This window comes from Pontibacter silvestris, from assembly GCF_020907275.1.
GTDB classification, from domain to species: domain Bacteria; phylum Bacteroidota; class Bacteroidia; order Cytophagales; family Hymenobacteraceae; genus Pontibacter; species Pontibacter silvestris.
Map to the genome: position 1 here is coordinate 45,241 of NZ_JAJJWI010000021.1, position 21,672 is coordinate 66,912.

17 protein-coding genes are annotated in these 21,672 nt (G+C 43.3%); 11 read left to right on the top strand and 6 right to left on the bottom strand.

The features are described from left to right. Positions 1-441 carry a hypothetical protein gene (locus LN995_RS17175; protein ID WP_229962318.1) on the bottom strand — a complete coding sequence of 147 codons (441 nt, stop codon included), beginning with the start codon at positions 439-441 and terminating at the stop codon, positions 1-3. Positions 442-808: 367 nt separating this feature from the next. Here LN995_RS17175 and rhaT point away from each other — a divergent pair, with 367 nt between their 5' ends. From rhaT to LN995_RS17220, 9 genes are all read left to right on the top strand, one after another. Next, complete coding sequence (gene rhaT / locus LN995_RS17180; RefSeq protein WP_229962319.1) at positions 809-1,861, top strand: L-rhamnose/proton symporter RhaT; 1,053 nt, start codon at positions 809-811, stop codon at positions 1,859-1,861. A gap of 38 nt (positions 1,862-1,899) precedes the next feature. Next, complete coding sequence (locus LN995_RS17185; protein WP_229962320.1) at positions 1,900-4,026, top strand: bifunctional aldolase/short-chain dehydrogenase; 2,127 nt, start codon at positions 1,900-1,902, stop codon at positions 4,024-4,026. A 119-nt stretch (positions 4,027-4,145) separates the two neighbouring features. Continuing rightward, positions 4,146-5,420: a TIM barrel protein gene (locus tag LN995_RS17190; protein ID WP_229962321.1), complete on the top strand. Its 1,275-nt coding sequence runs from the start codon at positions 4,146-4,148 to the stop codon at positions 5,418-5,420. A gap of 2 nt (positions 5,421-5,422) precedes the next feature. Then, complete coding sequence (locus LN995_RS17195; RefSeq protein ID WP_229962322.1) at positions 5,423-6,817, top strand: FGGY-family carbohydrate kinase; 1,395 nt, start codon at positions 5,423-5,425, stop codon at positions 6,815-6,817. After that, positions 6,814-7,554 carry a (Fe-S)-binding protein gene (locus LN995_RS17200; RefSeq protein ID WP_229962323.1) on the top strand — a complete coding sequence of 247 codons (741 nt, stop codon included), beginning with the start codon at positions 6,814-6,816 and terminating at the stop codon, positions 7,552-7,554. Before LN995_RS17195 ends, LN995_RS17200 begins: the two co-directional genes overlap by 4 nt. Then, the gene (locus LN995_RS17205; protein WP_229962324.1) at positions 7,551-8,921 is read left to right on the top strand and encodes a lactate utilization protein B; all 1,371 of its coding nucleotides are present in this window, start codon (positions 7,551-7,553) and stop codon (positions 8,919-8,921) included. Before LN995_RS17200 ends, LN995_RS17205 begins: the two co-directional genes overlap by 4 nt. Positions 8,922-8,925: 4 nt before the next feature. After that, positions 8,926-9,519 (top strand): LutC/YkgG family protein, encoded by a 594-nt coding sequence (locus LN995_RS17210; protein WP_229962325.1) that lies wholly within the window; start codon positions 8,926-8,928, stop codon positions 9,517-9,519. Between the two features lie 531 nt (positions 9,520-10,050). Continuing rightward, positions 10,051-12,264: a PAS domain S-box protein gene (locus LN995_RS17215; RefSeq protein WP_262910516.1), complete on the top strand. Its 2,214-nt coding sequence runs from the start codon at positions 10,051-10,053 to the stop codon at positions 12,262-12,264. After that, a complete protein-coding gene (locus LN995_RS17220) occupies positions 12,236-12,628 on the top strand; it encodes a response regulator (protein ID WP_229962327.1) in 393 nt (130 codons plus the stop codon). The genes LN995_RS17215 and LN995_RS17220 overlap by 29 nt, the downstream gene beginning before the upstream one ends. 105 nt (positions 12,629-12,733) lie before the next feature. On the opposite strand, the gene LN995_RS17225 is transcribed toward LN995_RS17220, so the two are convergent. The 3 genes from LN995_RS17225 to LN995_RS17235 form a co-directional block, all read right to left on the bottom strand. Then, on the bottom strand, positions 12,734-14,080 hold the full coding sequence (locus LN995_RS17225) for a TolC family protein (RefSeq protein WP_229962328.1): 1,347 nt from the start codon (positions 14,078-14,080) through the stop codon (positions 12,734-12,736). A gap of 34 nt (positions 14,081-14,114) precedes the next feature. Beyond that, complete coding sequence (locus tag LN995_RS17230; protein ID WP_229962329.1) at positions 14,115-17,216, bottom strand: efflux RND transporter permease subunit; 3,102 nt, start codon at positions 17,214-17,216, stop codon at positions 14,115-14,117. Between the two features lie 201 nt (positions 17,217-17,417). Next, a complete protein-coding gene (locus tag LN995_RS17235) occupies positions 17,418-18,500 on the bottom strand; it encodes an efflux RND transporter periplasmic adaptor subunit (protein ID WP_229962330.1) in 1,083 nt (360 codons plus the stop codon). 232 nt (positions 18,501-18,732) lie between these two features. Between LN995_RS17235 and LN995_RS17240 the strand changes: the two genes are divergently transcribed. Further along, positions 18,733-19,068 (top strand): MGMT family protein, encoded by a 336-nt coding sequence (locus tag LN995_RS17240; protein WP_229962331.1) that lies wholly within the window; start codon positions 18,733-18,735, stop codon positions 19,066-19,068. 70 nt (positions 19,069-19,138) lie between these two features. Here LN995_RS17240 and LN995_RS17245 read toward each other — a convergent pair whose 3' ends face one another. Beyond that, positions 19,139-19,702, bottom strand: a complete 564-nt coding sequence (locus LN995_RS17245) for a hypothetical protein (protein ID WP_229962332.1) — start codon at positions 19,700-19,702, stop codon at positions 19,139-19,141. Between the two features lie 411 nt (positions 19,703-20,113). On the opposite strand from LN995_RS17245, the gene LN995_RS17250 reads away from it, so the two are divergent. Continuing rightward, entirely contained in the window at positions 20,114-21,160 is a 1,047-nt protein-coding gene (locus LN995_RS17250; RefSeq protein ID WP_229962333.1) for a hypothetical protein, read from the top strand. A 57-nt stretch (positions 21,161-21,217) separates the two neighbouring features. Here the strand turns inward: LN995_RS17250 and LN995_RS17255 are convergent, their stop codons facing one another. Further along, positions 21,218-21,595 (bottom strand): cupin domain-containing protein, encoded by a 378-nt coding sequence (locus LN995_RS17255; protein WP_229962334.1) that lies wholly within the window; start codon positions 21,593-21,595, stop codon positions 21,218-21,220. Positions 21,596-21,672 lie beyond the last annotated feature (77 nt).

The following is a 21,672-nucleotide window of genomic DNA, read 5'->3' on the forward strand; positions in this document are numbered from 1 at the left end:
TTAAGGCTCATGCTGAAAATATTTGTTCCCTTTAGCATTTGTTACACCATCTGTAAGCCACTCATTGGCCTCGTCTGCATTGAAGAAATATTTTACGACCACTCCTTCCCCGAAGATAGGGTTAGCCTTTTGTTGTACATCGTCTGCCAGTTTAAGTAAAAAGGCATCTTCAGGTAGCAGAACAGCTATCTTTTGTAGCGTACTTTTGGCTAAAAGAGCGCCAAATATGTCCATTGTCCACTTCTGATCACGAATGTCAGGACTTACAAAAGTTGATGCATCATAAAGCCAGCACTGGCAATGGTACTGAAAAATATTCTCATATACATACAACAATCCCTGCCTGTACTCGGCGCTGTTAATTTGGTGTAGCCATTTGTTAGTTATAAGCTTATTGTCCTTACTAAGCCTATAAGCCATAAAGTCTTTATATGTAAGCATTATTGATTTCGATATCTGTAAAAGAGGTTATTTATTGCAATTCACGGTAAGAAAGACACCGTTTTTTTATATGAATATTTGTCTTGTTATATATACTGCTTTAAACGCTTAGTGTTTTTACTTAGAGCTTTAAAACTAGAAGATTATTTCTATTTGGAAGTCAGATTGTTAAGAAATAAGAGAGAGCAGCACTCTGCCAGCTATCCATTACTTATATATGGTAAAAAGTAACAGGAGAAAATAGCCTGAATAGATCATTATTCCCCAGGTTAATAATCAGCTTAAATGTTTAACTGCCATGACAGTGCAGGATAGTAAGTAGCTACACCTATTTTATCTTTAGACATAATTACTGATTTACCTATACATGCAGGCACTTTTAGGAGTAGTTTTTCACTTTATAGGCGGCTTTGCCTCCGGCAGTTTTTACATCCCATTTAAAAAAGTAAAAGAGTGGGCTTGGGAAAGTTACTGGATTATAGGTGGTCTTTTTTCGTGGCTAATTGCTCCTTTGATAGCTGCTTATTTTACGGTGCCAGATTTTATGAGCATTATCAGTTCAACTGATGCTGCTATTGTGTTCTGGACCTATTTCTTAGGTGTGTTATGGGGAGTGGGGGGGCTGACCTTTGGGCTGGGAGTACGCTACTTAGGAGTCTCGCTTGGGCAGACATTTGTGCTAGGCTTATCTTCTGCTTTTGGAGCACTGATGCCGCCTATCTACCGTGACCTGATCGGTAGTGACAGCGGTGAGACTTTTACAGGAATGCTTAATAGTACCAGTGGGCAGGTCGTGTTGCTGGGGATATTTGTTTGCCTCATCGGGATTGTTATTTGTGGCAAAGCGGGGGTGATGAAGGAAAACGAGCTGTCTGATGAGCAGAAACAAGTAGGGGTGCAGGAGTTCAATATCAGGAAAGGCTTAACGGTAGGTGTTATTTCCGGCGTTTTAAGCGCCTGTTTTAACTACGGTATTGAAGCAGGTAAGCCTATGGCCGAAGAGGCTGTGTTGAATGGTGGCAATTCTTTGTTTCAGAACAATGTGACGTTCGTGGTAATTCTGTGGGGTGGTTTAACAACCAACTTTATATGGTGTATGATTCTGAATGCCAGAAACAGAACTTTTGGTGACTATGCCAACAAGAAAGCGCCTCTTACCCGGAACTATTTGTTTTCAGCTTTGGCTGGTACTACCTGGTTCATGCAGTTCTTTTTTTATGGTATGGGAGAAAGTAAGCTTGGCAATGGTGCCAGTTCTTGGATTTTGCACATGGCTTTTATTATTCTGATCTCTAATATGTGGGGCCTGGCCTTAGGTGAGTGGAGAGATGTAGCCAGGAAAACCTTTAGGACCATACTTACAGGAATAGCTGTCATCATACTGTCTGTCATAGTAGTAGGCTATGGTAACTCATTATAAAGAATGTCAAACAAGAAGTAAATCCAATTTTGAAGCATATGTTAGAAGCAACAACAAAAACAGAATTCAAGCATGTAAGCTACCTGTGGGATGAAGCCGAGGCGGAAAAGCTTGCAGGCGATGAAGTTGGGCTGTTAATCTACAGATCTAACCTGCTGGGCGCGGACCTGAGATTGACGAATTACGGTGGAGGTAACACCTCTTGCAAAGTGATGGCAAAAGACCCGCTTACAGGTCAGGATACAGAGGTAATGTGGGTGAAAGGATCTGGAGGTGATTTGGGTACTTTAAAGCGCAGTGGCCTTGCGGCCTTATATCTGGATCGTTTAAGAAGCCTGAAGAACGTATACAGAGGCATAGAGCATGAAGACAAGATGGTGGAGCTTTTCAATCACAGCATCTTTGACCTTAAGTCCAAAGCTCCTTCTATTGATACGCCTCTGCATGGTTTCCTGCCTTTTAAGCACATCGACCACCTGCACCCCGATGCAGCCATTGCTATAGCGGCTGCTAAAGACGGAAAGAAAATAACTGAAGAACTGTTTGAGGGAAACATAGGCTGGGTTGACTGGCAGCGTCCGGGCTTTGACCTAGGCTTACAGTTGCGCCAGTGTCTGGATGAGAACCCTGGCATACGTGGTATTATGTTAGGTTCCCACGGCCTGTTTACCTGGGGCGATACAGCGTACGAAAGCTACATCAACACACTGGAGGTAATTGAGCGATGTGCAGCGTACATGGAGCAGAACATCGGAAAAAAAGGACCTGTGTTCGGCGGTGCCAAAGTTGAAAGCCTGCATGAAGACGCACGTAAGAAACAGGCTGCTGCAATTGCTCCGGTACTGCGTGGTTTCTGCTCCAGCGAAAGACACATGATCGGCCACTTTACTGACGATCCGCGTGTGCTGGAGTTTATTAATTCAAATGACCTAGAGAGGTTGGCTCCAATGGGTACCAGTTGCCCAGACCATTTCCTGCGCACTAAAATCAGCCCGCTAGTTTTAGAGCTTGCTCCTGATGCCGACCTTTCTGATGTAGCTGCTGTTAAAGAGAAACTTGCTCCAGCTTTTGAGTCATATCGCCAGATGTACAAAGACTATTATGAGCAGCACAAGCACCCGAACAGCCCTGCTATGCGCGATGCCAATCCTGTTATTATTCTATATCCGGGAGTAGGTATGTTTTCTTTTTCTAAAGATAAGCAGACAACACGAGTAGCATCAGAGTTTTACATTAATGCCATCAATGTAATGAAAGGCGCAGAGGCTGTGTCGGAGTACACCTCTCTGCCACGCCAGGAGGCTTTTGATATTGAGTATTGGCTATTGGAAGAAGCTAAATTACAGCGTATGCCTAAGCCGAAGGCTTTGTCAGGCAAGATTACCCTGATAACAGGCAGCGCAGGCGGTATTGGTAAAGCTATCGCTAAGAAGTTTGTGGAAGAAGGTGCCGTAGTGGTGCTGAACGATATGAATGAGGAGCGTTTGCAGGGAGCCGGAGAAGAGTTTAAAGCAACATACGGGAAAGACTCTTATGCCACAGCAGTGCTAGACGTAACAAAGAGCGATCAGATTCAGGAGGCCTTCGATGTAGCTGCCCTTGCTTTTGGAGGGGTTGACATTGTGATAAACAATGCTGGTTTATCCATCTCAAAAACAATAGAAGGCCATACCGAAAAAGACTGGGACTTGCTGTATGATGTACTGGTGAAGGGGCAGTTCTTTGTGACGCAGGCAGCTGTTGCAACCATGCGCAAGCAGGATATTGGCGGAGACATTATCAATATTGCCAGTAAAAATGGCTTGGTTAGCGGACCAAACAACGCAGGCTATGGCAGCGCTAAAGCAGCACAACTGCACCTGAGTCGTCTGAATGCCGCTGAGTTAGGCGCTGATAAGATCCGGGTAAATGTAGTAAATCCTGATGCTGTTATCAGTGACAGTAATATATGGGCCGGAGGCTGGGCAGAAGGCCGTGCGAAAGCTTACGGTATCACCGTAGAGGAGCTTCCTGCTTTCTATGCCAAACGCACCTTGCTGAACCAGATTATACTTCCGGAAGATATCGCCAATGCCTGCTTTGTTTTTGTGGGCGGATTGATGAATAAGTCTACGGGTAACATGCTGAATGTGGATGGTGGTGTCGCGATGGCTTTTACCAGATAAAAATATGCTGCCTCTGGATAAAGTCTGGAGGTAGCTTATTATAATTAAAGCTGATAGACTTTACCACGCTTTCTTTATGAGAGACTTCTTAGTATTTTAAAAGCTTACAACCGACAGTTATGCAAATTGAAAAATATAAGATAGATGATTTTAACCAGCAGCAGGAGCAGGAGCACAAACGAAAGTTTGAGGTTTTAGCTTCCTCCCTGAACAATGTAGAGGGGGTACTGCAAAAGCTGGTCGATTTTCAGATAGGTATTCCAAGTTGGGCATTAGGTACCGGTGGCACCCGTTTTGGCCGCTTTTCTGGCAGTGGAGAGCCTCGTAGTTTAGAAGAGAAGATTGAAGACGTAGGTTTGCTGCATGCCCTGAACCAGTCCAGTGGTGCTATTTCGCTGCACATTCCCTGGGACATACCGCAGGATTATAAAGCTATAAAAGCGCTGGCTGCACAGCACGGCTTAAAGTTTGATGCTGTTAACTCCAACACCTTTCAGGACCAGCCAGATCAGAAGCAGAGTTACAAGTTTGGCTCTATGCAGCACGTTGACAAAGCTATTCGTAGGCAGGCAGTGGAGCATAACATAGAGGTAATTAGGCACGGCATAGAGTTGGGTTCTGATGCGTTAACAGTTTGGCTATCGGACGGCTCCAGTTTTCCGGGGCAGCTTAATTTCAGGAATGCCTTTGAGAATACTTTGGAAAGTTTACAGGAAGTTTATGCAGCTTTACCAGATGATTGGAAAGTGTTTGTAGAGTACAAAGCCTTTGAGCCTAACTTTTACTCCATGACGGTAGGCGACTGGGGACAGTCTTTGCTGTTTGCCAACAAGCTTGGCCCCAAAGCTTATACCTTAGTTGATCTTGGTCACCACCTGCCAAATGCTAATATAGAGCAGATTGTGTCGTTGCTGTTGATGGAAGGCAAACTTGGCGGTTTCCACTTCAACGACTCTAAGTATGGCGATGACGACTTAACCACCGGCAGTATTAAGCCTTACCAGCTGTTCCTTATCTTTAACTCTTTGGTAGACGGTATGGATGCCAGGGGCATGGATCATGCCACCAGCCTTGCCTGGATGATTGACGCCTCACATAATGTGAAAGATCCGCTTGAAGACCTTTTGCAGTCTGTAGAAGCCATTATGATTGCCTATGCGCAAGCTTTACTGGTAGACCAGCAGGGGCTGAAAGGCGCTCAGCAGGAAAATGATGTGGTACGTTGCCAGGAAATACTGCAGGAAGCGTTCCGCACCGATGTTCGCCCTATAGTGGCGGAGGCAAGGTTGCGTACTGGAGCTGCTTTGCGTCCGTTGCAACTGTTCCGTGAACTGAAAGTGAGAGAAAACCTTATTAATGAACGTGGTCTGAAGACCGTTGCAACCGGACTATAATCATGCAAAAGATACCTGTAGTTGCTATTTTCGATGTAGGCAAAACAAACAAGAAGCTGTTTCTCTTTGATGAGAGCTATAAAATTGTGTACGAGAAATCAGCACGTTTTATAGAAACAGTGGATGAGGATGGTGAGCCCTGCGAGAATCTGGAAAGCTTAAGGTTATCTGTTTTTGATTCGCTGCGGGATGTGTTCCGGCGGCAGGAATATGAAATTAGGGCTATTAACTTCTCCACGTATGGGGCAAGCTTTGTTTACATTGATGAAGAGGGCAGGCCGCTTTGCCCTTTGTACAACTACCTGAAGCCGTATCCGGAGGAGCTAAAAAAGCAGTTTTACAACACCTATGGAGGTGAGGAGAAGTTCTCGAAAGAGACAGCCTCTCCTGTGTTGGGAAGTCTGAACTCCGGCATGCAGCTTTACCGGATGAAGTATGAGAAGCCAGAGCTTTTTAAACAGATAAAATATGCTTTGCACTTGCCTCAGTACTTAAGCTATTTGATTTCGGGGGAAGCATATTCTGATATTACTAGTATAGGTTGCCACACTAACCTGTGGGATTTCTCGAAAGGAGATTACCATGAATGGGTGGCAAAAGAAGGAATTCTGGAAAAACTGGCACCTTTAGCACCGTCTGACAGTGTGGTGCCAGCTGCTTTTCCGGGTAACAGCTATGCCGTAGGCATCGGCCTGCATGACAGTTCAGCTGCACTGATTCCTTACTTGGTAAATTTCCATGAGTCATTTGTGCTGATTTCTACCGGAACCTGGTGCATTACCTTAAATCCCTTCAACTCCACACCTTTAACCGAAGCCGAATTGCAGCAGGACTGCCTGTGTTACATGCAGTATAAGGGCAAGCCGGTAAAGGCCTCAAGATTCTTTGGAGGCTATGAGCATGAGCAGCAGGTAAAGCGTATAGCGGCACATTTCAACCAGAACACTGCGCGCTATAAAACTGTTGCTTTTGACCCTGAAGTTATCTGTAAACTACAGCGGGAACAGGGTTCTATGGTAGGCGCAAAGGCTAGTAAAAACCAACTGCAGGAGTCAGTTTTTGCTCAACGCAATTTGGCCTCTTTTTCTTCAGATGTGGAAGCTTACCACCAGTTCATTCTGGACCTGGTAACGCAGCAGGTGGCCTCTACTCAATTGGTTTTAGAGGGAACAGATGTAAAGCGAATTTTTGTGGACGGAGGGTTTAGTAAGAATGCTATTTACATGAACCTGCTGGCTTCCTTTTACCCTGATAAAGAAATATTTGCCGCTTCAATGGCACAGGCAACTGCCGTTGGCACTGCCCTGGCTATCCACAGGCACTGGAACTCCAAACCAATGCCAAACGACATTATCGAATTAAAATATTATGCCGTAACGCACGACGCTAACATATGACAGTAGGCCTTTTTATACCTTGCTATGTAGATCAGTTTTACCCCAATGCTGCCATTGCTACACTGGAACTACTTGAAAAACTGGGGGTGCAGGTAGTGTATCCGTTAAAACAAACTTGTTGCGGCCAACCAATGGCCAACTCAGGCTACGAGCACCTGACGCATGAGAGCAACGAGCTTTTTGTTAAGAACTTTAAAGAGTTTGACTATATCGTGGCTCCTTCCGGGAGTTGCGTACTACATATTAAAGATCATTTGCACTCCGATAAATATCCTGCCGAAGCAAATGCTATACGTGGAAAAATATACGAATTGATAGAGTTCCTGACAGATGTGCTGAAAGTTGATAAGTTGAAAGCAAGGTTTCCGCACAAAGTAGGCCTGCACCAGAGCTGCCACGGCCAGAGAGGTTTAAGACTTGCCCAGATGACGGAGCTTGTCGCTCGTGATTTTTCTAAGCCAGAACAACTGTTGAGTATGGTAGACGGGCTGGAGTTGATTGAGCTTACACGCAAGGATGAGTGCTGTGGCTTCGGTGGAACTTTTTGCGTGGCAGAAGAGGCCGTATCGGTAAAAATGGGCAAGGACCGGGTGGCAGATCATTTACAGCATGAGGCTGAATATATAACAGCGGCCGATATGAGTTGCCTGATGCACATGGAGGGCATTTTACGCAGGCAAAAAAGTAATGTAAAGGTGATGCATATTGCCGAAATTTTAAATGCACAGGAGATATGAGTGAGTTAAAAGACCATGCAGCCTTGGCCGAAAACTTTAATGCAGATGAGCTGCGGGTAAACTGGCACGATGAAACCTTATGGTTTATCAGGCAGAAGCGGGACAGGTCTGCGCATGCTATTCCGGATTGGGAACTGTTACGCGAAACAGCCTCTCAGATCAAGCATAATGTATTATCAAACCTGAGCGAGTACCTGGAGCAGTTTGAAGCTAATGCCAAGGCTAACGGAGTTATAGTACACTGGGCAGTAGATGCCAGAGAGCACAACCAGATTGTACATGGCATACTGAAAAAGCATGGTGTAAAGGAGATGGTAAAAAGTAAGTCTATGCTGACAGAGGAGTGCCATCTGAATGATTACTTAGCTGAAAACGGAATAGAGGTAATAGATTCTGACTTAGGGGAACGCATTGTGCAGCTGGCAAAAGAGCCGCCCAGCCATATTGTTTTGCCTAGTATCCACAAAAAGAAAGAAGAGGTAGGGGAGCTGTTTCATAAGCATTTAGGCACAGCGCCTGGCGTTTCTGACCCGCAGGTACTTACCGAGACGGCACGGCAACACCTACGGGAAAAATTTTTAACGCGTCGAGCAGCCCTTACAGGCGTAAACTTCGCTATAGCCGAAACAGGGGAGTTCGTGGTTTGCACCAACGAGGGTAATGCAGACATGGGAGCCCACCTGGCAGACGTACATATTGCGAGTATGGGTATTGAGAAGCTGATACCGCAGCGAAAGCATCTTGGTGTATTTCTTAGGCTGCTGGCCCGAAGTGCCACAGGGCAGCCAATCACGACTTATTCCAGCCATTTTAAAAAGCCAAGAAAGGGGCACGAAATGCACCTTGTGCTGGTAGACAACGGCAGGAGCATACACCTTGGCAGAGAAGACTTCCGAAACTCCTTAAAATGTATTCGGTGCGGGGCCTGTATGAACACCTGCCCTGTTTACCGCAGAAGCGGCGGGCACAGTTACCACAATGCAGTGGCAGGCCCAATAGGGGCTATACTGGCTCCGAACTTTGATATGAAAAAAGCTGCTGACTTACCGTTTGCCTCTACGCTGTGTGGTTCCTGTTCTAATGTATGTCCTGTAAAAATTGACATCCATAACCAACTATATAAGTGGCGACAGGTGATAGTGCAGGAGGGGTATGCAGATTCTAAAAAAACATTGGGCATGAAAGCCATGACGCAAACCTTTGCCTCGCCTGCTACTTTTCGGTTGGCAGGTAAAGCCGGTAGGTGGTTCATGCGGAATGTGCCTCTTGCCGTTAGTAATAAGCTTAACCCGTGGTACAAGCAGCGCGAAATGCCTGTACCCCCAAAGGAGTCATTCGGAGAATGGTACCGCAAAAACAGAAAATAAACCAATGAGTAGCAGAGAACAAATACTTGCGTCTGTAGCGAAGAACCAACCAATACCCGTTGCACTGCCGGAAATTCCCATTTTCTCTTCAGAGAAATCAGACCTGGTGGAGAAGTTTACCACCGTGGCAGTTGGTATTGGTAGTAAAGTATTTCGTGTAAATAGCTTGAAAGAAGCAAAGCAGATTCTCCTGAAGGAGCACAAAGCTTCGAAAAGAATTATTTCTACTTTTCCTCAATTCTCAGATGTGGCTGAAGTCTCTATTGTGCCGAGCACAGACCCTCATACTATGGAGGATGTAGACCTGGCTATATTAGAAGCACACTTGGGAGTGGCTGAGAACAGTGCTTTATGGGTTACAGAAGAACTGTTGCCTATGCGGGTAACGCCTTTTATTTGTCAGCACCTGGCTTTAGTAGTCTCACCGAAAGCTATACTACCCCTGATGCATCATGCTTACGAACAAATAGGAATGAAAGATTATGGCTTCGGAGTATTTATAGCTGGCCCTTCCAAGACAGCAGATATTGAGCAGTCACTAGTGCTGGGTGCTCACGGCCCTAGAACTCTTACTATATTTCTTTTAGAGGAGCAATAGTAAGTCCTGTATCCTAGAACCTCATTATAAAGCACTGTTTGTTTACCTTTGTTGCATCCTTGCAGTATTATCGTTAGATAGCTCGCTATCTGGTGTTTTCTCATCACAAATTCTTTCATAAGCTTGTGTGTGTTAGGTGTTAGGCTTGATACTGTGCAGCCAGCAGCATTGCTGTGCAGGCTTTAGAAAGTTGATCTAAAGCTTTTTCTGATAGAGCAGTAGGAAAAGCATCCTTTTCAAGAAGATTTATACTATCTTTTTAAACCTGTTTTAATATTATTCTATTATGATGTAGGATAAGGTTTAGGTGTGTGAAATATATGCTTTTATAAATACGGGTAATTGTATAGGTTAAATATGTTTACTTCCTGAATATAGTTTAATAATTGTACTATATAGTTGTTTAATTATTAGGATGGGAAATAGGTGGGATAAATTAATTTGTTTAATTGTTAGATTCTTATTTGTTAAAATGCTTATCATTGCTTTGTGAACTTTGGTGTAGGGTAGAGGAATTGAACTTTAGGTATGATGTGTGACGCGAATTTTACCTCTGATTTTTATAAAGCTATTGTGAAAAATAGTACTGAGCTTATTTCTGTTTTAGATCAAGCTGGTGAGTACATGTTTGTGGGTGCTTCTGTAGAACCTGTGTTAGGTTATGAGGCGCATGAGCTGCTAGGAACAAATGCAATTGATTACATCCATAAGAACGATGCAGCATTTGCTTTATCTGCGTTAGAGAAAATCTGTACAGAGAAAGAGGTAAGAATGCTACCATTAAGGTTTAAAGCTAAAAATGGTGACTGGAGATGGATAGAATGTACCATTACTAACATGCTGGATAATGAAAGTGTCAGAGGAATTGTAGCAAATTCAAGAGATGTTACACAGGAAGTTGAAAATGAACTGAAAAAGGAGCAAAGCCAATCTTTTTACAAGTCACTCTTTCACGACCATCCTGATGCTGTATTTACACTGAATACAGATGGGTATTTCGAAGATGCGAATAAGCAGTTTCCCCGGTTAATCAATTACTCTGAAGAAGAAATTAAAGGAAAGCACTTTACAGAGCTAGTGCATCCATCTTACACAAAGGAAGTAACATATGCTTTTAATAAGGCACTGGCAGGGCAGGCACATACTATTGAGGCCTTAGTACTTACGAAGCAGGGAAAAGAGATAGATATTTGTGTTACAATAGTACCTATTTTCTTTAAAGGCAGTGTCGAGGGAGTGCATGTTATCGCCAGAGACATTACACAGTTAAAACGCTCAGACAGGCTTATAAGAGAACAGGCAGATCAGTTAAACAGTGTAGTTGAAAGCATAGCCGAACCTTTTTTTGCCTTAGATAAACAGTGGTGTTATACCTATGTAAATAAAGCCTATGCAGCCTTTCTTGGCAAATACAGAGAAGAAATGCTTGGGAACAATATATGGGAGACATATCCTCAGTCAGTTCATTCTTTGTTCTATTATAAGTGCCATGAAGTAGCCTCTTCCGGTTTACCGGTATCTTTTGAAGAACCTTATTCTAAACCAAGAGAAGCAGTCATTCGCTTTAGTGTGTTTCCCTCCAGTAATGGTATATCGGTTTATTTTAGAGATGTTATAGAGGAGAGAGGTTTGGAGGCTGAGCTAGAAAAGCTTTCGTTAGTGGCTAGCCAGACTACAAACGGTGTTATTATAACAGATGGTGATGGCAAAGTTGAGTGGGTAAACAACAGCTTTGAAAGATTGACAGGCTATTCTTTTGCAGAGGTATTACATAAAGAGCCGGGTGAATTGCTACAGGGAGTTGAAACCGATCAAGAAACAGTTGCCCGAATAAGAAAAAAGCTAGCTGAAGCAGTTCCTTTTTCTGAAGAAATTCTCAATTACAGAAAGAATGGAGAAAAAGTGTGGTTCTCTATGATCATAACGCCCATTCTGGACACCAAAGGTCATGTATCAAAGTTTATAGCTATTCAGAGCGATACTACAGACAAAAAAAGGTCTGAACTAGAGCTTAAACAGATGGCGAGTGATCTGTCAATACAAAATAAAAGCCTTCAGCAGTTTACTTACTTTATATCGCATAACCTTCGGGCTCCTGTTGCGAATGCGTCTGGTTTGGCCGCCTTGCTACCCAGAATAGACAAGAACTCAAAGAAGTTCGAAAGTGTCCTGTCAAAACTACAAACTTCTGTTTCGCATTTGGATAGTATCATAAAAGATATGAACACTATACTCTCACTGAGAGATGGAAATCAGCTACTCCCTTTAGAAGATGTAAATCTTTCAGCAGTGTGTACAGAGGTAATCAATAGTCTGCAGGAGAGTATAGTGGAATTAGGCGTTACTACACTTGTTGATGTTGATACAGATTGTGTTGTTCAAGCAAGCAAAGCTTATCTGCATAACATATTTTATAACCTGTTACTGAATGCTATAAAATATAGAGCTACAGATCGTAAACTTATTATAGCTGTTAAGTGTAGACAAAATAAAGACGGGGAAGTTGAAATCATTATAAGCGATAATGGATCGGGTATGGAAATGGGCTTAGTAAAGGACCAACTGTTTAAGCTGTATAAGCGCTTCCACCTGAACACTACCGGAAGAGGGGTAGGCCTTTTTCTTGTTAAAACACAAGTAGAAGCTATGAAGGGCAGGATTGAAGTAGACAGTACTCCGAATGTGGGCACCAGTTTTAAAATTTACCTGAAGTATAATGTTGAAGAGAGCTTTTATAATAGATGATGATGAAATAAGTCTCTTTTTAACAGAAGCTATACTGGAGGAAGAGAATATAGCGAAGGAATACCAAAGCTACCAATATGCACAGGATGCACTAAATGATATTATTGAAGGGCTGGAAGTGGAGAAGATACCGGATATCATTTTTCTGGATCTTAATATGCCCTTGATGAGTGGCTGGAGCTTTTTAAACAGACTTTTGCCTTATGAGAATCAGCTGGAGGAGAAATGTAGTATCTATATTCTTACATCATCAGTGGATATAGAAGAGGAAGAAAAAGCTAAAGGCTACAGGTTAGTGAAAGGTTTTTTGCATAAACCATTAGAAGAAAGCTCTGTACAGGAAATCAAGCAACATTACAGATGATTTTAAGTCACCCTTAAAGTAAGTCAACAATGGTTTATCTTAGGCTGACAGAATAAAAAAGAGGAACAGATGAAGCTGTTCCTCTTTTTTATTATCATTTAGTACTTACTGCCCTTGAAGCAGCGAACTGGTCAGCCGTTTTAATTCTATTTCAGCTGTCTTAGCTTCATACCTTATATCGATGAGGCGGTTTTCTGCGACTAACTGGTTGCGTTGTGCCTCACGTAGCTCTATTGCCGTAAGTAAGCCCAAGCGATACCGTTCTAAGGCTATGTCTGCATTTTCCTGTGCCAGCTTTAAATTAAATTCTTCTAATGACAGGAGTTCTAAACGGTTGGAGTACTGGCTATAAGCTCGGGCGAGGTCTGACTGCAACCGGTTCTGTTCTTGCTGGTATTCCAGGTTTATTGACTGCAAACTAATGCGGGCATTTTGTGCCTGCCTGTTTAGGTTAAATCCATTGAAAATTGGCAGACTCACCGTTAAGCCATAGTTATACCCCGTGTTACGATTAAACCTTGCCTGGTACTCATTTAGAGGCTCTGCCTCTGAGCGGGTAAAGTTGTAAGCACTGGTAAAACCAACTACCGGGAACCGGCTGGCTCTGATCGCCTTTATATCGAGATTAGCAATATGACTGTTTAGCTGTAGGCGTTGTAAAACAGGGTTCGAGGCAAGCAGATTATTATCAACTTTATTATACGTTAAAGTAGGGTCAACAATAACAGAGTCAGAGGTGATAAAGTCGATATCCGGATCTCGTCCTAAAAGCTGGTTCAGGTTTATTTTTGCGTTTTGCAAAGCCTCCTGTTGAAGCAACAACTCTGACCTGTCTGAGTTGTAGTCTACCTGAGCACGTAATATCTCAACTTTAGCGCTTACCCCCACCTCATATTGTGCCTGTGCAATTTCCACACGTTGTTCTGAGATGACTATGGCATCCTTCAAAGCTTGTATTTTGCTGGATTGTCGGGCTACTTCGAAATAGTAATTTAATATGTTGGCCACCGTATTTTCGACAGTCTCTTTTGTGAATAAGTTACCTGCCTTTTCAAGTGCTTGCAGGCGGTCGTAGTTAATAAACATGCCCAAGCCATCAAAGAGAACCCAGTTAAGGTTTATATTCGAGCTCAGGCTGTTAGATTTTGCTCCTATTCTTTCACGGTCCGGGCCAGTCTGAAATTCCTGCAGGGAATTGTTTTCGCTGAAAGTGCGGCTTGCTCTTGCGTCCAGCGTAGGCAGAAAGCCAGCATTACCAAGCGTTACGTTGTTTTCGGCTATTGCTTCTTGCTTTGTAGCAATCTGTATATCATAATTTTGTTGTAAGCCTATGCGAATGGCTTGTTCCAGCGAAAGCTGTTCCTGGCTTAGTGCTGTTCGAGGTAGAAGCGCTACTGCTACCGTTAATAGCAGTAGTGCTGTTCTTAATGGGTGCATTAATAAACTATCCAATGGATTAGGATTTCTTGGCTAAGGGTTATATGTTTTATTTACTATAAACTGGCTCTGGTTCTAACTCCCGTTCCTGTGTTTCTACATTTACATTATTGTCATTAGCAGTAACATTGGCTTTTGCTGATGATAAGTAAGAGTAAATGGCCGGGATAATATAAAGTGTAAGACCTGTCGCAAAAATAAGACCGCCTACCACGGCAATACCCATAGAAACGCGGCTTTCAGATCCTGCACCCAGCGCTAAAGCAATAGGTAAGGTGCCCAGAATGGTTGATAAACTTGTCATCAGGATAGGCCGGAATCGTGATACGGCAGCATCAGTGGCCGCTTCTAACTTATTCAAACCTTCCTCTTTACGCTGATTAGCAAATTCCACGAGCAGGATACCATTCTTCGTTACCAGACCGACCAGCATAATCATACCAATCTGGCTGAAAATGTTAAGGGTCTCATTGAAGTACCAGAGGCTAAGTAATGCACCAGCCAGGGCTAAAGGCACTGTAAACATAATAATAACTGGGTCTTTGAAGCTCTCGAACTGGGCTGAAAGTGCCAAATAAATCAAACCTAATGCTAACAGGAAAGCAAATAGCAAGCTACTGGAACTTTCAGAAAAGTCTCTGGATTGCCCTGTAAGTGAAGTCTGGAAAGTTTCATCGAGTACCTTATCTGCAATGGCATCCATTGCCTCAACCCCATCGCCTATAGTTTTACCTTTAGCCAAGGAGGCACTGAAAGTAGCTGCGGCAAATCTGTTGAAACGATAGACTTGTGGGGAAGCACTTTCTTCTTTCAGCTCAATTAAGTTGTCTAACTGTATTAACTCTCCCACATTATTTTTGACATAAAGGCTACGCAGGTCGAGTGGTTCGCTACGGTTTTCACGCGCTACCTGTCCTAATATCTGATACTGCTTACCACCTTTGACGAAGTAGCCAAAGCGGGAACCACTCAAACCTAACTGCATGGTTTGTGCTACATCGCGTATATCTACACCCAAAGACAGTGCTTTTTCACGGTTAATTTCTACCCGTAATTCAGGTTTGTTGAACTTAAGGTTAACATCCACAAAGTTGAAAGTAGGGTCTTGCTGTGCTGCTTCCAGAAATTGGGGAATAACCTCGCGCAGCTTATCCATACTCTGTGACTGCAGCACAAACTGTACAGGCTGGCCAGAGCCACGTCCTCCTCCAAGCCCTTTATCGCCAGAGGCAAAGGCTCTGGCACCTGGTATCTGGTTTATTAACGACGGTAGATCTTCTACTATTTGCTGCTGTGTCTTATTGCGTTCATCAGGTTCTACTAAGCGTAAGCGAATAAAACCTGAGTTAGCGTTACGCGTCATGGAGGTCATGTTGGCAATACCCGGCACTGAGTCATTCACCAGGGCTGTAAGCTCATTCATGTATTCATCCATAAACTCAAATGAAGCTCCTTCAGGACCGGTGGCGTTGATTCGTAACCCACTTCTGTCTTCGTCAGGGCTTAACTCAGACTGTAGTGTGGTTATTTGCCACCATATAGCACCAGCCGAAAGCACGATCAGGATAAACGCAACCCAACGCACATGCATAAAGCTCTCAAGGCTGCTGCGGTAACTATTAGTAAGAGCGTTAAAGAATGGCTCTGTTTTTCTGTAGAACCAGTTAGGCTTTTCTTGTCGCTTCAGCAGGCGTGACGACATCATAGGCGTTAGTGTTAAAGACACAAATGAAGAGATGACTACGGAACCTGCTACTACAATACCGAATTCCCTGAAAAGGCGACCAGTCGTGTCTTCCAGAAAGGCAACAGGCATAAACACTGCTGCTAGCGCAACGGTGGTGGATATAATAGCAAAGTAGATTTCTTCTGAACCTTTTTTGGCTGCCTTCATAGGTTCTTCGCCACCTTCAATACGGGCATAAATATTCTCCAGCATCACAATGGCGTCGTCTACCACCAGACCAATGGCCAGTACGATACCTAACAGCGTCAGTACGTTAATGGAGAAGTCCATCACGTACATGATAAAGAATGTTCCTATGAGTGATACTGGTATAGCCACAACTGGTATAAGCGTAGAACGCCAGTCGCGCAGAAACAGGAAGATGATAACTACTACCAGCCCAAAGGCCACATAAATAGTTTCTTCTACCTCAGAAATAGAAGCTTTAATGTACTCCGTATTATCAAAACCAATTATTAGCTCAAGGTCTTCAGGTATGTCTTTTTTTATATGCTCCAGGCGTCTGTAAAACTCATTGGCAATTTCTACCTGGTTCGAACCTGGCTGCGGAACAATAACAACACCTATCATAGGAATGCCATTGTAACGTAACACCGTTTTTTCGTTTTCAGGAGCAAGCTGTGCGTAACCAACATCACGGAAACGGATCAGGCGACCAGCATCCTGGCGCACAATCAGGTTATTGAATTCTTCCGGAGTAGAAATACGGCCCATGGTTCTAACAGAAAGCTCTGTTGTAGCTCCCTCAATACTGCCCGATGGCAGTTCCACGTTTTGCCTTGTAAGGGCATTCTGCACCTCAACGGGTGTTACCTGCAAGGCAGAAAGCTTGTCAGGGTCCATCCAGAGACGCATAGAGTAGCGCTTGTCACCCCAGATCATAATCTCACTTACACCTGGAATCGTTTGCAACTGCTCTTTAAAAACATTCAGACCTATATCAGAAAGCTCCAGCAGAGAGCGGGTCTCGCTCTTCACACCCAGCATAATAATAGGATTGGCATCGGCATCGGCTTTTGCAATAGTAGGAGGCTCAGCATCTTCCGGAAGTCTTCGCTGTGCCCTGGATACGCGGTCACGTACATCATTAGCAGCAGTTTCTAAGTCTACCCCTAGGTTAAATTCTACGGTAATGTTGCTGCTACCTTCGCTACTGGTAGAGGTCAGTGTTCTGATACCTGCAATACCATTTATCGATTCCTCCAGCGGCTCTGTAATCTCAGATTCTATAGTTTCGGCGTTAGCACCTGTATAAGAGGTGGAAACGTTTACGATAGGAGGGTCAACACTTGGATATTCACGCACACCCAGATACGTAATCCCGATTACCCCAAAAACGATAATCGTGATACTCATCACGATTGCCAGCACAGGACGTTTAATACTGATGGATGATAAACTCATATATAATAAGAATGTAGAATCTACAAATTAGAATCTAAAATTTAAAACAACTTTGTTAAAGCAAATGTCTTCTGTTCAGGAAGGTCGATCTTCTGATAAAATAGCTAAGGCACATAGGAATGTGCTTTCTGCTTTATTTACAAGTGTCCGGGATGCTTTAACTTCTGCCAACTTCACGTAACAGTTTAAATATTAATATTTCTACAACACCTCTTCAGATGTTCTAACTTCACGGATGCTCAGGTCAGAGCCTGGGCGCACCTGCAAAATACCAGATCTGATAATGGTATCACCAGGGGCAATACCTTCTGTTATCTGGATCATGGTTTCTGAGCGCTGGCCTATTTTTACCATCTGTGGAACGGCTTTGCCACTTTTAGATAAAAACACTTTCTGGCCAGTCGCCTCCGGAATAATGGCTTCTGTTGGTATAAGTATGGCCTCTTCCATCTCTTTCAGGGCAAGACTTACTTTCACAAACGCACCAGGCCTTACTTCCTGATTCTTGTTATCGAACAGCGCACGCACCTGCAGAGTTCGAGTAGCAGGGTCTATGTTAGGCTGTATGGCGTATACTTTTGCATTGTATGTCTCAGGGCTGCCCTCAGAAGAGAAAGTAATATCTGCACCCTCTTTTACCTGATGGCTGTAGCGGCCAGGTATGGCAAAGTCAATTTTTACAGGGCTGACATCCACAATACGGGCTATAGGTGTAGTGGCAGAAACATAACTTCCTTCACTAACTTGTCGGAGGCCGACCACACCATCGAAAGGAGCACGCACATAAGCTTTAGCAAGAGAGGCTTTCAGTGCCTGAATATCAGCTGTGGCCGTAGCAAGCTGGTTGCTTACCTGGTCGTACTCCTGCTTACTAATATAGTCTTTTTCAAGCAGCGTGCGCTGGCGTTCTTCCATGTCTTGGTACAGTTTCTGGTTCGACTGTAGCTTTTGTAGCTGCGCCCGCATTTCTTCGTCATTTACTGTTAAGAGCAACTGGCCTTTTTGTACCCGGTTTCCTTCTTCGAAATTGATACCTGTTACACGGCCTGCAACCTCGCTTCGGAGTTCTACTTCCTCATTAGCTAACACAGTACCTGTAGTTGTGATTTTGTTCTGGTAAGCTGTGGAGGAAACTACATATACATCAACGGCTACTTTTTTTGCTAACGGTCCGCCAGTAGCAGCTTGTGCTTGTTTTTCATTCTTAAATACTTTACTTGCCAATAAGTATACTGCAGCAGCAGCAACTACCAGTATAAGTATAGTTTTAACTGTTTTGTTCATTTAGGGTTAGTCCGGGTTATGTTTAGTTAGTGCTTAGTTGTATGCTATCATAAAAGGAATCATAACAAAGCTGAGAAGCGTTACCTAAGGCAAGTTCAGCCATAGCCGTAATTAGCCGTTTAAAGTTACAACAATATCAACTTATTATAAAGGGAGAAAATGCTTCCTCTACCAACTCCCTTATTTATAAGACAAACGGGAGAGGAATTGGTTTAAAATGGATTAAGAAATAATGAGTGAAAACAAAAAGAATTTTTTTGAGGATGTTTATGAGGTGGTGCGCCTGATACCAGAGGGACGCGTGACCTCATATGGTGCTATAGCTAGTTACCTGGGGTCTAAAGGGTCGGCACGCATGGTTGGTTGGGCTCTTATTGCCTCTCACCCTTTTACAAAAATTCCGGCTCACCGGGTAGTAAACCGTCAGGGACTGCTTACCGGGAAACAGCACTTCGACAACCCTAATGCTATGAAAGAGCGCCTGGAGCAGGAAGGGGTTAAGGTTGAAAACGATCAGGTAATAGGTTTCGACAGGTTATTCTGGGACCCTGCAAAAGAGCTGCTATAAATGCAGGTACAAAAAAAAAATTACCTGTTGCCTATTGGCAACAGGTAATTAAGTCAGCTAAACTTAAATTTTATAAACCAGCAGTATTTATGTGCAGGCAGTGGTATTCAGAAGCTATCATATAGTTGCCTTGAGTATCAGGCTTGCGAACTACCTTTTTAAAGGAGCCATCGTCGAAGAAGAAGTATTGCCAAAGAGCTTTGCCTGCTATATGCTTTTGTCCTTTTGCAGGTCTGAAGGTAATCATGCTGAAGTTGGGGTTCCACTTGCCATACATAAGCAAGGTACTATTGCCTTTGTGGTCTAGTTGTACAAACTCAAAACGTTTCTTTATTTCAGAGTAACGAAGGGTCCCCTCGACTCTTTCTGTACGCCCATCAGGCTGCTCTATTTCAAACTTCTCACTTACTATGCCATTAGGAGCACTGCTAAAGCTGGCTCTACCTCTTGGTTCAGAGAAGTTTTTGGTCTCTGGCTGCCATAATAAGGCTTTTACTTGCCATGTGCCCAGTGTTTTTTGAAGTAACTCTTCGGCTTCTTCAGCTGTAAGCATTTTTTTGTTTTGAGCCTGTGTTGTAGGCGCGGTCAATACCAGCAGCACTGCTGCCAGCAGGAATAATACTGTTTTTTTCATGGTTTTATTTTTATAGGTTCTAGATTGCATTGCCTTCTGTTAACTTGCTTGTTATCAGATGACATTGCAAGTTTAATGCTATCAAGGCATACTGTACAAATGAACTATACTAACAGGTGTTCGTGGTAGACTTGCCTCCATATTTTATAGATGAATAGATTTGATACCTAGGAAGTTATCGATGAACGGACAGGTAGTAGTTATGAGTAGTGGCGTTGCTTTAAAAAGCCGCCTTTGGATAGCAATTGAACACTGTTAATTGATTATATTGAGTTGTTGTGAGTTGTGCGGCTGGCTGTAGCGTGGTGAGCTTTTAAGCTACAATAAACTTGTACAATAGAAGGTGTTGTTGATGCTGATAGATTGGCTTTAGGTAGTATGTTGTTTATTTTAATCTAGACTTTTACACCGTTGGAAATATCAAAGAAAAAGCAGTTTTACCCAATTTTGAAAGGCTTGCGGAAATACCTGCACAGCTACGACCGGGAAACAAAGCTGCCGGTACGATACGAAGATTTGCTGCATTACACAGATGCTTTTCCGTATTACGATAAGAAAGGGAAAGATACACTGTGGGAATCAGTTATGTATGACCAGCACATGAAGCAGGAGTTAAACAATGGCTTAACCTTAATATATGCGTTGCTAAAGACTGATGGCGATATGTCAGTGATGGAGCATCTGTACGTGTCCCGTATCGACTACTGCACCTTTGGTAATTCAAACCCGTTCAGGGTGCAGATCATGAACCAGCTCAATGACAACTATGAGTATTTCTATGTAAAACGTGCCGATGCCTCACGTATTTATGGTTTGGAGCTGGAGCACATTTTGTCGCCGAGCCGCATTAATTACCTGGTAGACGGAGAATCTCTGATAGAAGAGCATATTGCGGGCATACCTGGTGATGTTTTTATGCAGGAATACCTGAACAGGCCCGCCATGAACAAAGTGCGTATAGCGAAAGAATTTGTTAAGTTTAACGAACGCAGCTTTATTCGCTTACTTGGCGATATGCGTTCCTATAATTATGTAGTAGACATTACACCAGACTTTGAAGACGAGCAATACCGGGTGCGTGCTATTGACTTTGATCAGCAGTCTTATGAAGGAAAGAAGACCATGTACATGCCACAGTTCTTTAAAGACAACAACAGGATTGTTGAAATTGTGTTAAAATTGCTGAAGCCCGAAACAATGCGGCAGTACCAAAGCGAGGAGCGCACCCTTTTATTCAGGCGTCTGAAGCTGGCGCGTTACCGGCTTAAAGACCTGATAGATTGCATGCGCTCCGATACAGTTTCTACTCCAGAGAAAGTTAAGCAGTTAAAACAGGAATTAGCAGAGCATCATAAGTCCGATGAGTTTCTGAAATGCAACTGTATGGGAGATCTGGTTCGTCTAAACCTCAAAACCATACTGTCTAAAGAACCAAAAATAGTCTCTGGCCAGGTTTAGGAGTTGGGTTAGATATTGCAAACAATATCTAAAGGACTAAATTAGAAACAGCTTAGGCTAAAGTCGCTCCAGGTTAGTACGGGTACGATCGCTTTGTTTCAGGTTTCCGGTATTAACAGTGGTGGCTGGTTCAAACAGGAGTATTTCTGCTTCCTCATTAGCTATAGGTCTGTGCTCTACGCCGCGTGGCACAATCAAGAACTCCCCTGGGTTAACAGTAATAATCTTATCACGAAATTCCATATCGAAACTTCCTTTTACCACTAAGAATAATTCATCCTCCTGCTCATGGTAGTGCCAGTCAAAAGGGCCTGAAAACTTAGCCAGCTTTACATGCTGCCCATTTAGTTCGCCTACAATGCGTGGGTTCCAATGGTCTTGGAAAAGGCTTAGCTTTTCTGCGATGTTTACTTTGTCAATTTTTACGTCAGTCATTTTTATTTACTTGTCGTATTTATTTGGACTAGTTCTAAATAGTATTTACATTTGTGATACTACTGAACCAGTCACAA